Annotated in this window: 13 protein-coding genes; 9 read left to right on the forward strand and 4 right to left on the reverse strand. The window is 68.4% G+C overall.

The genetic code is table 11. The annotated features are described in order from the left end of the window. Positions 1 to 47 precede the first annotated feature (47 nt). On the reverse strand, positions 48 to 968 hold the full coding sequence (locus K3U94_RS08375; protein WP_047319986.1) for a hypothetical protein: 921 nt from the start codon (positions 966 to 968) through the stop codon (positions 48 to 50). A 124-nt stretch (positions 969 to 1,092) separates the two neighbouring features. Between K3U94_RS08375 and mbtL the strand changes: the two genes are divergently transcribed. The 3 genes from mbtL to mbtN are packed head-to-tail and all read left to right on the forward strand — an operon-like array spanning position 1,093 to position 4,156. Further along, positions 1,093 to 1,401 (forward strand): mycobactin biosynthesis acyl carrier protein MbtL, encoded by a 309-nt coding sequence (gene mbtL, locus K3U94_RS08380; RefSeq protein ID WP_267878360.1) that lies wholly within the window; start codon positions 1,093 to 1,095, stop codon positions 1,399 to 1,401. After that, on the forward strand, positions 1,398 to 2,984 hold the full coding sequence (mbtM, locus tag K3U94_RS08385) for a long-chain-fatty acid--ACP ligase MbtM (protein WP_047319988.1): 1,587 nt from the start codon (positions 1,398 to 1,400) through the stop codon (positions 2,982 to 2,984). The genes mbtL and mbtM overlap by 4 nt, the downstream gene beginning before the upstream one ends. After that, the gene (gene mbtN / locus K3U94_RS08390; RefSeq protein WP_047319989.1) at positions 2,981 to 4,156 is read left to right on the forward strand and encodes a mycobactin biosynthesis acyl-ACP dehydrogenase MbtN; all 1,176 of its coding nucleotides are present in this window, start codon (positions 2,981 to 2,983) and stop codon (positions 4,154 to 4,156) included. The genes mbtM and mbtN overlap by 4 nt, the downstream gene beginning before the upstream one ends. Here mbtN and K3U94_RS08395 read toward each other — a convergent pair. Next, positions 4,117 to 4,746, reverse strand: a complete 630-nt coding sequence (locus K3U94_RS08395; RefSeq protein ID WP_047319990.1) for a GNAT family N-acetyltransferase — start codon at positions 4,744 to 4,746, stop codon at positions 4,117 to 4,119. The two genes, mbtN and K3U94_RS08395, sit on opposite strands and share 40 nt — an antisense overlap. A 123-nt stretch (positions 4,747 to 4,869) precedes the next feature. On the opposite strand from K3U94_RS08395, the gene K3U94_RS08400 reads away from it, so the two are divergent. Genes K3U94_RS08400 through K3U94_RS08410 form a run of 3 tightly spaced genes read left to right on the forward strand, consistent with a single transcriptional unit; the run spans position 4,870 to position 9,864 of the window. Next, positions 4,870 to 7,467 (forward strand): ABC transporter ATP-binding protein/permease, encoded by a 2,598-nt coding sequence (locus K3U94_RS08400; protein ID WP_220696203.1) that lies wholly within the window; start codon positions 4,870 to 4,872, stop codon positions 7,465 to 7,467. Continuing rightward, positions 7,464 to 9,203, forward strand: a complete 1,740-nt coding sequence (locus K3U94_RS08405) for an ABC transporter ATP-binding protein (RefSeq protein WP_220696204.1) — start codon at positions 7,464 to 7,466, stop codon at positions 9,201 to 9,203. The genes K3U94_RS08400 and K3U94_RS08405 overlap by 4 nt, the downstream gene beginning before the upstream one ends. 25 nt (positions 9,204 to 9,228) lie before the next feature. Then, a complete protein-coding gene (locus K3U94_RS08410) occupies positions 9,229 to 9,864 on the forward strand; it encodes a DUF3060 domain-containing protein (RefSeq protein ID WP_220696205.1) in 636 nt (211 codons plus the stop codon). Between the two features lie 15 nt (positions 9,865 to 9,879). Here the strand turns inward: K3U94_RS08410 and K3U94_RS08415 are convergent, their stop codons facing one another. Further along, on the reverse strand, positions 9,880 to 11,418 hold the full coding sequence (locus K3U94_RS08415) for a (2,3-dihydroxybenzoyl)adenylate synthase (RefSeq protein WP_047319993.1): 1,539 nt from the start codon (positions 11,416 to 11,418) through the stop codon (positions 9,880 to 9,882). Positions 11,419 to 11,505: 87 nt separating this feature from the next. Here K3U94_RS08415 and K3U94_RS08420 point away from each other — a divergent pair, with 87 nt between their 5' ends. From K3U94_RS08420 to K3U94_RS08430, 3 genes are all read left to right on the forward strand, one after another. Then, positions 11,506 to 14,925: a non-ribosomal peptide synthetase gene (locus tag K3U94_RS08420; protein ID WP_220696206.1), complete on the forward strand. Its 3,420-nt coding sequence runs from the start codon at positions 11,506 to 11,508 to the stop codon at positions 14,923 to 14,925. 432 nt (positions 14,926 to 15,357) lie between these two features. Next, positions 15,358 to 16,401, forward strand: a complete 1,044-nt coding sequence (locus tag K3U94_RS08425) for a hypothetical protein (RefSeq protein ID WP_220696207.1) — start codon at positions 15,358 to 15,360, stop codon at positions 16,399 to 16,401. Between the two features lie 213 nt (positions 16,402 to 16,614). Beyond that, complete coding sequence (locus K3U94_RS08430; protein WP_220696208.1) at positions 16,615 to 17,298, forward strand: cutinase family protein; 684 nt, start codon at positions 16,615 to 16,617, stop codon at positions 17,296 to 17,298. A gap of 19 nt (positions 17,299 to 17,317) precedes the next feature. On the opposite strand, the gene K3U94_RS08435 is transcribed toward K3U94_RS08430, so the two are convergent. After that, the gene (locus K3U94_RS08435) at positions 17,318 to 17,689 is read right to left on the reverse strand and encodes a nuclear transport factor 2 family protein (protein ID WP_220696209.1); all 372 of its coding nucleotides are present in this window, start codon (positions 17,687 to 17,689) and stop codon (positions 17,318 to 17,320) included. Positions 17,690 to 17,827 lie beyond the last annotated feature (138 nt).

The raw sequence follows: 17,827 nt of genomic DNA on the forward strand, positions 1-17,827 counted from the left end.
CGCGCGGGCTGGAGTTGCCTCCAGCCCGCGCGAGACGGGTGGTGCTACTAGTTGAACAGGCCGTCGAGCCAGCCGAAGTCGAGCAGGCTGGCGGCCGCGGCTGCGTCACCGGGGTCGGCGTCGACCGGGATGGTCGAGGTCAGCGCGTCGGCGATCTTGCCCGGCAGGAAGTCGAGGAAATACGACAAGGTGCCCTGCTCGGTGAGCAGGCCCCACCACTGGCCGGTGTTCTCGCCGGTTTCCGAGTCCCACGTGATGTAGCCGTTGAGCAGTGCGTCGAGCGGGTCTTGCGCCGTGTGCTCGATGCCGTCGGGCACGCCGGTCAGGTTTTCCGACAACGCGAAGGTGAAGCCGGTGATCGGCTCGTACAGGTACTTGGCGGTGGTCTTCCAGAAGTTGAAGTCGCCGAAGACTTCCTGCACGGCCGCCCAAACATGGGTCAGGTCGGCGCCGATGCCCATCACGCCGGGCACGAACTCGCCGGTGCCACGGACGGTGTGGTCGAAGAGCGGCTGGAAGATGCCGTTCATGTTGTACAGGATGTCGTTGTTGATCGCGTTCCAGGCGCTGAGGGTGTCGCCCTGCTGGAGGAACTCAGTGACCTGCGGGATCAGGTTCTCCAGGCCGATGACCCGGCCGCCGCCGGACCACATGATCTCGAGGCCATCCTGCACGCCGGCGAAGCTGTCGCTGGCGACCTGGCCGTAGTAGCTGCCCAGCTCGCCGAGGGCGGTGAAGATCGGGTTCGGGCCCGTCAGCAGGTCCATGATGTGGTCGAGGTTCTCGCCAGTGGTGGCGGTGAGCTCGACGGCGGGCTGCTGGGCGACCGCGCTGATCATCGGGGCGACCGGGTTGACGGCGATCACGCCGGCGCCGGCCAGGGCGACACCCGCGGCCAGGAGGCCCGTGGCGCGGGTGTTAAATGCGGTGCCGCGGTCGGTCGAACCGTCGGCCAGGGCGAGCTGCATTGCTTCTCCTTATCGTTACCTCATCTGATGTGAGGTTTCTGTCTATGTAGAACGCCGGCTAACGTTAACCATAAGAGCGACATCAGGCAAGCCTTGCCTTACCTCAAGTGTCGGGAGTCACAAGATAGGGCAAGCTAACCTTAGTTCGTCGTTTGGTGTAGCGTCGCTGGGCATGAGCGCTTCATCCCCCGATGCCATCAACGCCGCGCTGCGCGAGATTTTGCGAGACGACCTGCAGGTCGATCTCAACCGCGTGACTCCGGAGTCGCGGCTGGTGGACGACGTGGGCCTAGACTCGGTGGCCTTCGCGATCGGCATGGTGGCCATCGAGGACCGGCTGGGTGTAGCACTGTCCGAGGAAGACCTGTTGAACTGCGACACGGTCGGGGACCTCGAAGCCGCCATCCGGGCGAAAGCCCCCGCCGACGCGTGAGTGTGCTGGCCAGCGCCCTGACCCGGGCGATGACCGGGTCGGAACACGACCTGGTGGTCTTCGACCCCGACGCCGGAGCATGGAATCGCCACCCGTGGCAGCAGGTGCACGCTCGGGCCGAAAGTGTGGCCGCCCGGATCCTGGACGGCGATGACGCCGGTGCCGTCGGGCTGGTCGGTGAGCCGACCGCGGATCTGGTCGCCGCGATCCAGGGCGCCTGGTTGGCCGGCCGCAGCGTGTCGATCCTCCCCGGCCCGGTCCGCGGCGCTGATCCCCAGCAATGGGCACAGGCGACGCTGGATCGTTTCCACGGCATTGGGGTCGGCACGGTGCTGAGCCACGGTCCGGTGTTGGACCTGCTGCGCGCCGAGGAGAGCGATCGCAGTCTGGCGGTGGCTGACGTCGCCGCGGTCGCCGGCACCGGTCGCTCGGTCGATCCCGTCACCGCGGACACCGATGTGCCCGCGGTATTGCAGGGCACCGCCGGGTCCACCGGCACCCCGCGTACCGCCCAGCTGTCACCGGCCGCGGTGCTGGCGAACGTCTCCGGCTTGAGCAAGCATGTCGGTGTCGATCCGGCGGACGACGTCGGCTGCAGCTGGCTGCCGCTGTACCACGACATGGGCCTGACCTTCCTGCTCAGCGCGGCGCTGACCGGCTCGGAACAGTGGTTGGCGCCGACCGCCGCGTTCGCCGCCTCGCCGTTTCGGTGGTTGAGCTGGTTGCACGACAGCCGGGCCACCATGACGGCCGCACCGAACTTCGCCTACGGCGTGATCGGCAAGTACGCCCGACGGGTCCCCGAAGTGGACCTGGGCCGGCTGCGGGTCGCGATCAACGGAGGCGAACCCGTCGACTGTGCGGGACTGGAGCGATTCGTCACCGAACTCGGCAAATACGGTCTCGATCCGGGTGCCCTCATGCCGTCCTACGGCCTGGCGGAGGCCACCTGTGCGGTGACCGCGCCACGGCCGGGGACCGGTCTGCAGTACGACGAAATCGTCGGCGCGGCAAGCGATGACGCCGAGTCCGGGCGCAGGCATGCGGTGCTCGGAGAGCCGATTCCCGGCATGCAGGTCCGGATCAGCCCGGTGGCCGAACGCCACGAGGAGCTGCCGCAGCGCGAGGTCGGTGAGATCGAGATCCGCGGAACCTCGATGATGTCGGGCTACCTCGGCCAGCCGGCGCTGGACCCGGACGCCTGGTTTGCCACCGGCGACCTCGGCTACTTCACCGACGCCGGCCTGGTGGTCTGCGGCCGGGCCAAAGAGATCATCTCGATCGCCGGGCGCAACGTGTTTCCCACCGAGATCGAGCGGGTCGCCGCCGAGGTGCGTGGTGTCCGCGACGGTGCGGTGGTGGCGGTCGGCACCGACGGAATCCGCCCGGGTCTGGTGATCGCCGCGGAGTTCCGTGGCCGTGACGAGGCCGGCGCGCGTGCCGACTTGATCTCCCGGGTGGCCTCGCAATGCGGGGTGGTGCCCGCAGATGTGGTGTTCCTGGCGCCGGGCTCGCTGCCCCGGACGTCGTCGGGGAAGCTGCGGCGGCTGGAAGTCAAACGCAACATGGAGGTTATGAAGTGATTGCGGGGTCGGATATCTCGGATATCGATGCCTACCGCGCTCTGCTCAACGAGGTGTTCGACCAGCAGGTCGTGGATTGGACGGCCGAAGCCGAAGACAGCGGGCGCTTTCCCCGCAAGCTGATCGAGCACCTCGGCCGGGCCGGCGTCTTCACGCAGAAGTGGGCGGGAGCGCAGCCCACCGACGTGGCCAAACTTCTGGAGTTGGCCTACGCGCTGGGGCGGCTCGGGTCTGCCGGCATCGGAGTCGGTGTGAGCCTGCAGGATTCGTCGATCTCGATTCTGCACCGCTTCGCCCGCTCGGAGTATCTGAAGGACATCTGCCAGCGGGCCATCCGCGGCGAAGCGGTGCTGTGCATCGGCGCGTCGGAGGAGTCCGGGGGATCGGACCTACAGCGCGTGCAGACCGAAGCCCGTTCCGTGCGCGACGGTTTCGAGGTGCGCGGCCGCAAGAAGTTCGTGTCGCTGTCACCCATCTCCGACCACATCCTGGTGCTGGCCCGCAGCGTGGACCATGACGAGAACAGCCGGCAGGGCAACGTCATGATGATCGCGGTGCCGACCGACCAGGTGCAGGTGCACGAGCCGTTCAGCAAAGTCGGGGCGGGCCCACTGGACACCGCCCCGGTCGACATCGACACCTGGGTGCCCGCCGACGCCCTGGTCGCCCGACCGGGCACCGGGCTGGCCGCCATTTCCTGGGGACTGGCGCACGAGCGCATGTCGATCGCCGGGCAGGTCGCCTCGTCGACCCAGAAAGTTCTTGGGATCACCCTCGCTCGGATGATGCACCGCACCCAGTTCGGCGCCACCTTGTTCGAGCATCAGGCGCTGCGGCTGCGAATGGCCGACATGCAGGCCCGCGTCGACCTGCTTCGTCACGGGCTCAACGGATTCGCGGCTGGGGGCAAGCTCGACCTGCGGACCTCCGCGGCGATGAAGGTGACCGCGGCGCGGCTCGGCGAAGAGGTGATCGCCGAATGCATGCACATCTTCGGCGGGACCGGCTATCTGGTCGACGAGACGCCGCTCGGGCGCTGGTGGCGGGACATGAAGCTGGCCCGCGTGGGCGGCGGCACCGACGAGGTGCTCTGGGAACTGGTTGCTGCCGGGATGCGGCCCGACTACGAGGGCTACGCCGAGTTGTTCGACAGCGGGTCGTCGTCGGGGTAGCGCAGTACCGCGTAGAGCGCCATCTTGCGATAACCCATGTCGTGTTCGCCGAGGAAAACGCCGCCGACATATTCGGCCAGCCGGCGCATCGCCGTGTTGCGGTACTCGGGTTCGAACATCATCCGCCGGCACTGCGGCTCGAGGTCGAAGACGTAGCGCATGATGCGCGGCAACAGGATCGCCGCGAACCCGCGATTGACCACCGTGGTGTCGGCGACGGCAGCGTGAATGCCCAGATCATAGGGGTCGGCCGCATAGTACTTCGCGATGGAATCCTTTGCCGCCCGGTAGATCTCGATATAACCGCCGTCTTGCCCCTGCCGGCTGACGATCAACGGCCGCGAATACCTGCCGGTGACCTGGGCGGTGAGGTAAGCGCGCCAGCGCTCCGGCGGCCAGGCGGACTCCCACGTCTGCGCGAGGTGGGGCCGGTTCATCCACTCCGAGATCATCTCCGCGTCGGCGTCCGGGTCGGCAACCCGGATCGCATAGGGCTCGGCCAGCACCGGGATCGGGGGTGCCGGGACGCGGCGCACCTCGTCGGATATATCCGTCAGCTCGCGGTGCAGGATGGTTGCGGCGTCAGTCATAACGAGCAGTGAGCCTACCCGAGCGCCTATTCGAGTAAGTGAGGGTAGGGTAACCTAGGTTCGACTTGGCGGCGGGGGGCGGAGCCCGACTCCGCGGGGGCCACCGTTGGCGAAAGGACCGTGATGGCGCGCGGCTTGCAGGGTGCGATTCTGCGGGGCTTCGGTGCTCGCGACCACACCGTAACGGTGCTCGAAACCAGCTGGATCGCCCCACATTGCATCCGGGTCTGGATGCACTCGCCCACCCTGTTCACCGACGCGGCCGTGGAACCCAGTGCCTGGCTGAGGTTCTGGTTCCCGGACCCGGACGGTTCGGACACCGAGTTCCAGCGCGCCTACACCATCGCCGAGGGCGACGCCGAGACCGGGCGCTTCGCGGTCGACATGGTGCTGCACGAACCGGCCGGTCCGGCCACCCGCTGGGCCCGCACCGTCGAACCCGGAGCCTCCATCGCGGCGATGTCACTGATGGGCTCCTCGCGCTTCGAGGTGCCCGACGCCGACGCGCAGCCCGCCGGCTACCTGCTGATGGGGGACTCGGCGTCGATCCCGGGGATCAACGGGATTATCGGCACCGTCGCGCCCGACGTACCGATCGAGCTGTACCTCGAACAGCACGAGGACGACGACCTGCTGATCCCACTGCGTGAACATCCCCGGCTGCGGGTGCACTGGGTGCCCCGGCGCGACGCGAGCTCGCTGGCCGCGGCGATCGAGGCCCGGGACTGGTCGGACTGGTATGCCTGGGCCACCCCGGAAGCCGCGACGCTCAAGGCGCTGCGGACCCGGCTGCGCGACGAGTTCGGCTTCCCCAAATCCGAGATCCACGCGCAGGCCTACTGGACCGCCGGACGTGCCATGGGCACCCAGCGCGCACCCGAAGTCGCCGAGCCCACCTCGTTGACTCTGCCGCCACCAGACAAGAGTGCGAGTGAACCGCCGGGTGAGCGCAGAGTCAACGCAAAGGGGGCATGGCGCGCCCAGGCCGCGGGACGGCTGCTCGCCCCGTTGAAGGTGCCGCTGATCATCTCCGGTGTGCTGCAGGCCCTGATCACGCTGCTGCAGTTGGCGCCGTTCGTGCTGCTGGTGGAGCTGGCCCGGCTGTTGGTCGCCGGTGCCGACGAGTCACGGCTGTGGACGGTCGGGATCGCCGCGCTGTCGTTGCTGGGCTTGGGCACATTGCTGGGGGCGGGACTGACGCTGTGGCTGCATGTCGTCGACGCCCGCTTTGCCAGCGCGCTGCGAACTCGATTGCTGAGCAAGCTGTCGCGGCTGCCGCTGGGCTGGTTCACCGCCCGCGGATCCGGCTCGATCAAGCAACTGGTCGCCGACGACACCCTATCTCTGCACTATCTGGTGACGCACGCCATTCCCGACGCCGTCGCCGCCGTCGTGGCGCCGGTGGCGGTGCTGGTCTACCTGTTCGTGGTGGACTGGCGGGTGGCTCTGGTGCTGTTCGCGCCCGTGCTGGTCTACATGGTGCTGATGTCGGTGATGCTGACCCAGTCGGGTCCCAAGATCAGCCAGGCGCAACGCTGGGCCGAGCGCATGAACGGCGAAGCCGGCACCTATCTGGAGGGCCAGCCGGTGATCCGGGTGTTCGGTGGGGCCGCGGCCTCGACTTTCCGCCGCCGCCTCGACGAATACATCAATTTTCTGGTGGACTGGCAGCGGCCCTTCATCGGCAAGAAGACGCTGATGGACCTGGTCACCCGCCCGTCGACCTTCCTGTGGCTGATCATGCTGACCGGTACCCCGCTGATCGTCACCGGCCGAATGGTCCCGGTGAACCTACTGCCGTTCCTATTGCTGGGCACCACCTTCGGCGCCCGCCTGCTGGGCATCGGCCTGGGGGTCGGTGGTATTCGCGGCGGCATGCTGGCGGCCCGGCGGCTGCAGATCGCCCTGGACGAACCCGAACTCGCGGTCGAGCAGCATGACGCCGCCTCAGTGGAGCCGGCGGCCGCGGCCGGGACGGTGCGCTTCGACGCGGTCACCTTCGGCTACCGCCCCGGTGTCCCGGTGATCCGCGACGTGTCGTTGACGCTGCGGCCGGGCACGGTGACCGCACTGGTCGGCCCGTCGGGGTCGGGCAAGTCGACGCTGGCCGCACTGCTGGCCCGGTTCCACGATATCGAGTCCGGATCGATATCGGTTGACGGACAAGACATCCGGTCGTTGACCGCCGACCAGCTCTACCGCCGAGTGGGATTCGTCCTGCAGGAAACCCAACTGGTGCACGGCAGCGTGCGCGACAACATCGCGTTGGCCGTCCCGGATGCCACTGACGAGCAGGTGCAGGCCGCCGCCCGTCAGGCCCAAATCCATGACCGGATACTGCGGCTGCCGCACGGCTACGACACCGTGCTCGGGGCCGCCGCGGCGCTCTCCGGCGGGGAGCGGCAGCGGCTCACCATCGCTCGCGCCATCCTGGCCGACACCCCTGTGCTCATCCTGGACGAGGCCACCGCGTTCGCCGATCCCGAGTCGGAATACCTGGTGCAGCAGGCACTGAACAGGCTGACCAAGGACCGGACCGTGCTCGTCATCGCACACCGGCTGCACACGATCACCGGCGCCGACCAGATCGTGGTGCTCGACCACGGCGGCATCGTCGAACAGGGCAGTCACGACGAGCTGCTGGCTGCGGGAGGACGCTACCTACAGCTGTGGGAGACCGGCCGCGTCGCGGTCACCGCGGGCGCGGAGGCGAGCCGATGATCCGCACCCTGATCCGGCTGATTCCGCAGGACCGTCGCGGTCGGATGTTCGCTTACGCCGCGCTAACGCTGGTGTCGGTAGCGGTACGGGCGGCGGGAACCGTGCTGCTGGTCCCGCTGGTGAGCGCGCTGTTCTCCGACACCCCGAGCCGGGCGGTGGCCTGGTTGGGTTGGCTGACCGTGGCGACTGTCGCGGGCTGGCTGATCGACTTCGTCTGCGCCCGAATCGGATTCGACCTGGGATTCGCCGTCCTCGATCACACCCAACATGACGTGGCCGACCGGCTGCCCGGCGTCCGATTGGGCTGGTTCACCGCGGAGAACACGGCGGCCGCCCGACAGGCGATCGCTGCCACCGGCCCGGAACTGGTGAGCCTGGTGGTCAATCTGCTGACCCCGCTGATCAGCGCGATCCTGCTGCCGCCGGCGATCGCACTGGCGTTGCTCGGGGTGTCGTGGCAGCTGGGGCTGGCCGCGCTGGGTGGGGTACCGCTGCTGCTGGGGGCGCTGTGGGCGTCCAATCGGCTCAGCGCCCGCGCGGACGCCGCGGCCGGGGACGCCAACACCGCGCTGACCGAGCGGATCATCGAGTTCGCCCGCACCCAGCAGGCGCTGCGCGCGGCGCGGCGCGTCGAACCCGAGCGCAGCACCGTCGGGCAGGCGCTGAGCGCCCAGCATGGCGCGGCGATGCGGCTGCTGCTCATGCAGATTCCGGGGCAGCTGCTGTTCAGCCTGGCCAGCCAGGGCGCGTTGATCCTGCTTGCCGGAACCACCACCGCGCTGACCGTGACCGGCACGCTGAGCGTTCCCGAGGCCATCGCGTTGATCGTCGTGGCGGCTCGCTACCTGGAACCCTTCACCGTTATCAGCGAGCTGGCGCCTGCCCTGGAGTCGACGCGGGCCTCCCTCGAGCGGATCCGTGCCGTGCTCACCGCGCCGGAGGTGACGGTCGGAACCAGCCGGCTACCCGACGGTGGCGCTGCGCCGCGCATCGAGTTCGACGACGTCACGTTCGGCTACGACCCAGCGGGCCCACCGGTGCTCGACCGGGTGAGCTTCACGCTGGAGCCCGGCACCACGACGGCTATCGTCGGGCCCTCCGGGTCGGGCAAGAGCACCATTCTGTCCCTGATCGCCGGACTGTATGAGCCGACCGGCGGCCGGGTGCTGCTGGACGGGGTGGATGCCGCCGGGCTGGATGCCCCGTCGCGGCGGGCCGCCAGCAGCGTGGTGTTCCAGCATCCCTACCTGCTCGACGGCACGATCCGCGACAACGTGCTGGTCGGAGACCCCGAGGCCGATCAAGAGACCTTTGGGCGGGCCACCGAATTGGCTCGCGTCGACGAGCTGGTCGCCCGGTTACCCGACGGCGCCGGCACTAGGGTGGGCGAAGCCGGCGCGGCGTTGTCCGGCGGTGAGCGTCAACGGGTCAGCATCGCCCGTGCCCTGCTCAAACCCGCACCGGTGCTGTTGGTCGACGAGGCGACCAGCGCTCTGGACACCGAGAACGAGGCGGCGATCGTCGCCGCCCTGAGCTCCGAACTGCGCCCGCGCACCCGGGTGATCGTCGCGCACCGGCTGGCCAGCATCTCCCAGGCCGACCGCGTGCTGTTCATCGACGACGGCCGAGTGGTCGAAGACGGCACGATCGATGAATTGCGAGCGGCCGGTGGACGTTTCGATGAGTTCTGGCGACAGCAAAACGATGCCGCCGGGTGGCAGATCCACGCCGGCTAGCGCCCAGCTGTGCGATCATTCCAGCGTGAACTCCGACGATGACCCCGAGGCCCGGATACGGGAATTGGAGCGCCCGCTGTCGGACTTCACCGGGCCCGTGGAACTCACCGTCTCGTCGGGAGCCGTCGACGGACAGGCACCGCCGCGGTCAGGCCACGGCCGGGGTCTGACCATCGTCGTCGGTGCGATGTCGGCAGCAGTGGTGATAGCTGGCGCATTCGCGGTGTTCCTGTTCTCCCAGGACTCGACCCGCTCCGAGCCTGGGCGGCCCACCACGCCCAGCGGTTTCACCCCCATACCTTTGCCGTCCGAGTCGGCTCCGGCCCCCGTTCCGGAGCCGCCCATGGTTCCGGAGCCGCCGATCGCGGCACCGTCGGCCGCCCCGGTGCCAGACGGCGGCGTCACCATCACCATCGCCGGGGCCGGGGAGAACAAGACCCTGGCCTGCGCCGGGCGCTACGTCTCCGTGAGTGGGGTCAGAAACACGGTGGAACTCACCGGCCAGTGCGCCGGTCTGACAGTGTCCGGTATCGGCAACGTCATCACCGTGGACGCAACGCCCAAGGTCACGGCATCGGGTCTCAACAACCGGGTCACCTACCGCTCCGGTAACCCGGTGATAAGCACCTCGGGGTTCGACAACGTCGTCGAACGGGGTTAAGTCGGCGAATCCGGTTCAGCCGAGCTGGCGGACCAACGCTTTTTTGTCGATCTTGCCAACCGCCGTGGTAGGCAGCGCCGGTAGCGCCGCCAGCTGATCGACCCGGACGTGGGTGGCGACCCCGCACTCATCGAGATGGCGGTTCAGCTCTGTCAGCGTCAGGGGTGACCCCTTGAAAACAACTGCAGCGCACACTTTTTCGCCCAGGTACTGATCCGACAGGCCGACCGCGGCAGCCGACCGAACCGCCGGATGCGTCAGCAGGTGCGTCTCCAGTTCGTCGGCAGCGATGTTCTCGCCGCCGCGAACGATCACGTCCTTGATCCGCCCGGTCACCTCCAGATAACCGCCCGGCAGGCGGCGGACCCGGTCCCCGCTGCGGTAGAAACCGTCCGGGCTGAAGGATCGCGCGTTGGCCTCGGCCGCGTTGTAGTAGCCGTTGATCGTGTAGGGCCCGCGCACCAGCAGCTCACCCTCGGGTGCCTCGGCGCCGTCCTCGTCGACCACCCGCAGCTCGTCGTCGGCACACAATGGCCGGCCCTGCGTGGTGTCGAGCAACTCCGCTGCGTCGCCGGGCCGGGTGTAGCAGAGCAGCCCCTCGGCCATGCCGAACACCTGCTGCAGGCCCGGCGTCAGTACCTCGCGAATCCGGCGGGCGTCGCCCGGCGCCAGTTTGGCGCCGCCGACCTGCAGCAACCGCAGCGTCGTCGGCTTCTGCGGCTCCCAGTCGCAGGCCTGCGCCCACAGCGTGGCCAACGCCGGCACCAGCGCGGTGACCGTCACCCGGTGGCGGGCGATGGTGGCGAACGCCGCCTCCGGGCTGGGGTCGGCGCCGAAGACGGTGGTCGCTCCCACCGACATGGCGCCCAGTAACCCCGGGCAGGCCAGCGGGAAATTGTGCGCGGCCGGCAACGCCACCAGGTAGACGTCGTCGGTGGTCAGCTCGCATACCTGCGCGCTGGCGGTGGCGTTGTAGACGTAGTCGTCGTGGGTGCGGGGGATCAGCTTGGGCAGCCCGGTGGTTCCGCCGGAGACCAGCAGCAGTGCCGGTGTGGCCGGGTCGGGGGTGAATCGAGGCGGGGGAGAGCTGTCGGACGTTTCGTCGATGACGATCCGCCGCAGGCCCAGTTCGGCAGCCATCGCCGGGTAGTCGAATCCCGCAGCGGCGTCAGGGATTACGATCCCGACCGCATCGCTGACCGCAGCCAGATGCCCGATCTCGACAGCGCGATGGCCCGGTAGGCACAGCACCGGGATAGCGCCCACCCGCAGCAGCCCGAACAACGTGACCGCGAAGGTGCAACTGTTGGGCAACTGCAGCAGCACCCGGTCGCCGGCGCCGACCCCCAGCCGGTGCAAGCCCGCCGCGGCGTGATCGGCGGCCGCGTCCAGCTGCGTATACGACAACGTCGCGCCTCCATCGATCACCGCGGGACGCTCGGGCCAGCGCGCGGCGGCGTCGTCGAGCAGCGATGCCAACGGTCGTCCGCTCCAGTACCCGGCGGCCCGGTAGGCGGCGGCCCGCTCGTCGGGAAACGGTACGAACCCGTGCATCTGTACTCCCTGGCTTTCCGACGACCGAACGTAGCTAGAGTAGCTTCAACGAAATTAGGGCAGCCTAACGAAGGGTGGGGTGGCGCGGTGGGGCCGGAGGAGATTCGCGCGCAGGTCGCTGAGCTGCTCGGCGCCGACGTCAGCGCCGTCGACCCCGACGCCGACCTGGTCGGACAGGGTCTGGACTCGATCCGGATGATGAGCCTCGCCGGCCGCTGGCGCAAACAGGGTCTTGACGTCGACTTCGCTGCGCTGGCCGCCGACCCCCGCATCGCCGCCTGGCAGGACCTGTTGGGCGAGCGGGGCGAACCCGCGCCGGTCACCGCCCCGACGGACGACCCGACGGACGCCTGCGCACCGTTTCCGCTGGCTCCCATGCAGCACGCCATGTGGGTGGGACGCGACGACGACGTGGCGCTCGGCGGGGTGGCGGGACACCTTTACGTCGAGTTTGACGGGCCCGGCATTGATACGGACCGGCTGGCCGCCGCCGCAACCGCGCTGGCCGCCCGCCACCCGATGCTGCGGGTGGAATTCTCGCCCGACGGCACCCAGCGCATCCGGGCTGACGCCGAACTGCCCGTCGTGGTGCAGGATCTGCGCGGACTGGACGTCGCCGAGGTGGCCCAACGGCTGGACGCCACCAGGGTGGCGAAATCGCATCAGCAACTCGACAACGCGGTCTTCGAGCTCACGGTGTCGTTGCTGCCGGACGGGACCGCGCGCCTGCACGTCGACCTGGACATGCAGGCCGCCGACGCGATGAGTTACCGCACCCTGATGGCGGATCTGGCCGCCGCCTACCGGGGGGAGACGTTGCCGAAGCTGGGCTACACCTACCGGCAGTACCGCCACGCCACCGCCGACCGCGAGCCCGACGAGAGCCACCGCCAGTGGTGGGCGCAGCGCATCCCCGACCTGCCCGACCCGCCCAAGCTGCCGCCGCCCATAGGCGCCCCCGACGACCCGCGGCGCAGCACCCGGCGGTGGCACTGGCTGGACCCCGACACCCGCGACGCGCTGTTCGGCCAGGCGCGCGCCCACGGCGTCACCCCGGCCATGACCCTGGCCGCCTCGTTCTCCCACACCCTGGCCAGCTGGTCGGACGCACCGCGTTTCCTGCTCAACGTGCCGCTGTTCGGCCGGGAACCGTTGCACGACGACGTGGATCGGCTGGTCGGTGATTTCACCTCGTCACTGCTACTGGATGTGGATCTGAGCCAGGCCAGCACCGGTGCGCAGCGCGCGCACGCGCTACAGGACGCCATGCGGACCGCCGCCGCGCACGCCGACTATCCCGGCCTGGCGGTGCTGCGTGACCTGAGCCGGCATCGCGGCACGCAGGTGCTGGCGCCGGTGGTGTTCACCAGTGCGCTGGGACTCGGGGAGCTGTTCGCCGACGAGGTCACCGGTGCGTTCGGCTCCCCGGTCTGGATCATCTCCCAGGGCCCGCAAGTGCTGTTGGACGCTCAGGTCACCGAGTTCGACGGCGGCATCCTGGTGAACTGGGACGTGCGCGAGGAGATGTTCGCGCCGGGCGTCATCGACGCCATGTTCGCCCACCACATCGCCGACCTGACCCGGCTGGCCGGCGGCGACGGCTGGGCGGAGCCGGCGCCGGCCGCGTTGCCCGCCGATCAGGCCCAGGTGCGGGAGTCGGTGAACGCGGGCACCGCCGACCCCAGCGGGGAAGCTTTGCAGGACGGCTTCTTTCGCCAGGCCGACCGCGATCCCGAGGCGGTCGCGCTACTGCACGAGTCGGGGGAGTTGAGCTACGGCCAGCTGCGCGATCAGGCGTTGGCGGTGTCCGCCGCCTTGCGGGAGCGCGGCGTGCGGCCCGGTGACACCGTGGCGCTGCTGGGGCCCAAAGGGGCAGAGCAGATCCCGGCGCTGCTAGGCACCCTGGCCGCCGGTGCGGTGTATCTGCCGATCGCGGCCGATCAGCCGCCCGAGCGCAGAGAACGCATCCTGGCGCTGGGCGGTGCCGTGCTGGCCTTGGTGACCGGCGAAGCGGTGCCGGAGTTGGATATTCCGGTGGTGGCTGTGTCCGATGCCGTGCAGCGACCCGGTGTTATGGAACCGGTGCGCACCGATCCGTCCGAGCTGGCCTATGTGGTGTTCACCTCCGGCTCCACCGGCGAGCCCAAGGGCGTCGAGGTCACCCACGACGCCGCCATGAACACCGTCGAAACACTCAGCGCCCGTTTTGGATTCGGTCCACAGGACCGCAGTCTGGCGCTGCTGACCCTGGACGCCGACATGTCGGTGCTCGACATCTTCGCCATGCTGCGCGCCGGTGCGGCGATCGTGATGGTCGACGAGGTCGACCGGCGCAGCCCCGAGGTGTGGGCGCAGCTGGTGGCTCGGCACCGGGTCAGTGTGCTCAACCTGATGCCGGGGGCGCTGGAGATGTTGGCCGCCACCGGCGGCGAATTGTCGTCGGTGCGGGCGGTGCTGACCGGAGGCGACTGGGTGCGCCCCGAACTGGCGCGACGATTTGCCGCGGTGGCACCCGGGGTGCGGTTCGCCGGGCTGGGCGGGGCCACCGAAACCGCCATCCATGCCACCATCTGCGAGGTCGAGGATGAACCGCCGGCACAGTGGGCCTCGGTGCCCTACGGCATCCCGCTGCCCAACATCGCCTGCCGGGTCGTCGGCGCCGACGGAGCCGACCGTCCGGACTGGGTGGCCGGCGAACTGTGGGTTGCCGGGCGCGGTATCGCCTCGGGTTATCGCGGCCGGCCCGATCTGACCGCCGAGAAGTTCGTCGAGTACGACGGCCGAACCTGGTATCGCACCGGCGATCTGGCCCGCTACCAGTCCGACGGCACCCTGGAATTCGTCGGTCGCGCCGATCACCGGGTCAAGATCAGCGGCTACCGGATTGAGCTCGGCGAGGTCGAAGCCGCGCTGCGCCGGCTGCCCGGCGTCGCCGAGGCGGTGGTGGTGGCGCTGACCGAGCCCGGCGGGCGTGAGATGTTGGCTGCCGCGGTGCGCACCGATGATCCCGCGGCAAGCGTTGCCGGCCTGCGGGCCGGGCTGGCCGAGTCACTGCCCGAGCACATGATTCCCCGGCAGCTGCAGGTGGTTTCGTCGATTCCCTACACCGTCTCCGGCAAGATCGACCGGCGGGCGGTGACGGCCGAACTGGCCGCGGCCGTGGCGGCAGGCGACGGCTATCGCGAGCCGGCCGGTCCGCTGCAGCGCGCCCTGGCCGCGATCGTCGCCGAGGTGCTCGGTGCCGCCCGGGTCGGAGCTGACGACGACTTCTTCGCCCTGGGCGGCGATTCGGTGCTGGCCACCGCCGCCGTGTCACGCATCCGCACCTGGCTGGACGCCCCCGGCGCGGTAGTCGCCGACATCTTCGCCACCCGAACCGTCGCAGGGCTGGCATCGCGGCTGGCTGCCGCTGAGGCCGATCCCGGTCGGTTGGACGCGGTCGCGGAGGTGTACCTGGAAGTGGCGCAGCTCGATGCGGCGCAGGTTGCCGACGCGCTCAGCCAATGACTTCCGGCGGATATTCAGGCGGCTATCCATAATGGGAAGTGGTCGACGGTGCCGTTCCGAAAATAAAGCGAATTTCAAGCAGACTGTGCGCAAATGCACAGCTAATGCAAGCAATGCCCGACTCGCATTAGGCCGCCCCGACAAATACCCGGAGTTGGTGGGTTCACGTTGATGTCCGCCGAGCGGGCCCGGTGTTGCCGCAGCCAAGGTGTCATGGCTGAGGACCTGCGGTAACGCTGCGTTCCTCGCTGTGGACGGGACACCGATCCGGCTGCAATCCGCGCCGGAGGCTCTGCACGATAACGCAGAAATTAGGCTAGCCAATCGTAACGTTTTGTAGGTTAGGCATGCCTTGCTTCTAAGGGCTTACCGAGGTAGCGTCCCACCGCGTCCAAAAGGCACGACACATTTCTTTCTAATGAGGAGACCAACGTGCAATCACCCCTGCAACACGATCTGCCCCTTCGTGGTCTCAGATCTGACTCCGCGTGTGCGGGCTACTTGCGGGTCGCCGGTGTCGCCCTACTGGGCGCGGGCGTCATCGCCGTGACTCCGATCGCCTCTGGTCTGCCCGACTTCCGGCACGCGGGTGTCACTCTGACCGCCGGCGAAGTCGACTGGTCGACAGCCCTCTCCAATGCGCAAAGCAACTGGGCGACCCTGCAGGCTGAGGGCGCCACGGGAAGTGGCGACTTGTCGGCCGCTCTTGGCAACGTGTCAGGGCACTTCAACGATCAAATCACTGCCGCGATAACCGGCTTCGAGACCGGTGTCCAGAACGCGCTGTACGGCGGCTGGTACGGCGGCGACGACGGCTACGTGTTCGGGCTGTTCGGCGGTACCGTGACGAATCCCGCCGGCGACAGCGAGACCGGCAGCCTGCTGGATTCGCTTTCTCACGATTTCCAGACCGGCAACGTCGTGCAGGCCTACAGCGACTTCAACGCGTACTCGCTGGAGGTGGTCGATCACACCATGAAACCGTTGCTGAGCGCTTTTGTCGACGAAACCAGCCACGGTGTCACGAGCTACTCGATTCCCGTTGAGATGTCGCAGATCCAGACGAGCCTGCTGACGACGTTCGGCGACTACAGCTGGCTCAAAGATGCGTTCAAGGCCTTGGCGACGCCTGAAATCAGTGCCATGTTCACCTTGACCAACGATCTGCAAGCCATCTCTAGCGAATTCGCGGCCGGTGACAACACCCACGGTATGTCCGACCTGAACAACTTGCCCTCCGATGTGTTCAATTCCTTTGTCAACGGTTACGACGTCGGCGACAACCCCTACAACGGGGCTTCCGGACTGTTCTCTGGCCTGATCAGCAGCGGCAGCCTGCTCGAACACCTTTTGCTGACCTGGCCCGAGCAGTTTGTGACAGCACTGGGTCCGCTGGGGGACTCCGCCGGATCGGCGGCAGCAGACGCGGTGGGAGCCTCAGTCTCGGACCTGCTCGCCGCACTGTCCAGCCTCTAAGTTGGCGTGCGCGCCATGCACACCACACCGGTCCGCGGACCGGTGTGGTGTGGTGTGGATGCTCGTCGGCTCCGCATTTGACGAGCGGGTTTCAGGCCCGGCGGCGGTCACCTGCCCGCCGGCCGGCGGGACCGGACAGGTGGCTCAAAAGTGCAGTTAAACGTCCCAATGAGGGGTGGTGGACCGCAGTCAAGGTGTGCCAGCATCGATGACATGAAAGCGCGCCGATCGCTTCTATTGCTCGGTGTTGCGGTGCTGACGGCCTTGTCGACGCTGTCCCCGGTCGTCGTTCCCTCCGCCTCCGCTGCCGGCTGTCCCGACGTCGAGGTGACCTTCGCCCGTGGCACCGCCGAGCCCCCCGGGGTTGGCGGAGTCGGCCAGAAGTTCATCGATGCCCTGCGCTCGCAAGTCGGGGGACGGACCGTCGGGGTGTATGCGGTCAATTACCCGGCAGGCGAAGACTGGCCGCCATCGGCGTCCGCCGGCGCCGGCGATGCGAACGCCCACGTGCAATCCATGGTCGCGAGCTGCCCCAACACCAAGCTGGTGCTCGGCGGATATTCGCAAGGCGCGATGGTCATCGACCTGATCACCATCGCGCGGGCATCGGTGGCGGGCTTCAACGCCGCGACCCTGTCGGAGGAGGAGGCCGCACACGTGGCTGCGGTCGCGGTCTTCGGGAATCCCACCGACCGGTACCTGGGCGGACCGATCAGCGAGATCAGCCCCTGGTACGGGGCCAAGGCCATCGACCTGTGTGCCGACGGCGATCCGATCTGCACTCCGGGCGCCCTGGCGCTGCCTTCGCACGACGAGATGTTCTCCGCGCCGCACCTGTCCTATGCGCAGTCGCCGATGCCCGGTCAGGCGGCGGCGTTCGTAGCCGGCCAGCTCTGACGCTGGGCGGCAACCCGCGTTATCCGACTACCTCCGAGGCCCAGTACTCGCGCAGGCTGGCGATCCGCTCACCGGCGAATTCCAGAATGGCGACTTCGCGCATCCGTTTTCGCACGTTCTGGACGCGGTCGTCGAATGTCGCCTCCCACTCGGCGATCACCGTGGTGCCGTCGGTGGCGGTGTAGAGGTTGAGCAGTCGGGCATCGATGTTGGCCTGTCCCTGGACGACCTTGCTCTGCCAATAGTCGCGGATCCCGGCGCGGGCGCGGATCGGTTCGCCCAGCACCCGCTCGTGGTAGGTGGCGTCGTCGGTGAAGATCGTGGTGATGAGTTCGGCGTCCTGGTGCGTCCAGGCCCGCAGGTAGGTATCTATCGTGGTGCGGACGTCCATCAGGGGAGTGTGGCCCACGGCGAGGCCCCGCCTTCGCCGAACGTGTATTCAGTGCGAGGAAACGGCCCGGCCCACAAGCTCCCGGATTTCCGGCCCGCCCCCTATAGGGGTAACCTAACGCAGGGAAATTAGGGCAGC

Origin of the sequence: Mycolicibacter heraklionensis (assembly GCF_019645815.1) — a bacterium.
GTDB lineage: Bacteria > Actinomycetota > Actinomycetes > Mycobacteriales > Mycobacteriaceae > Mycobacterium > Mycobacterium heraklionense.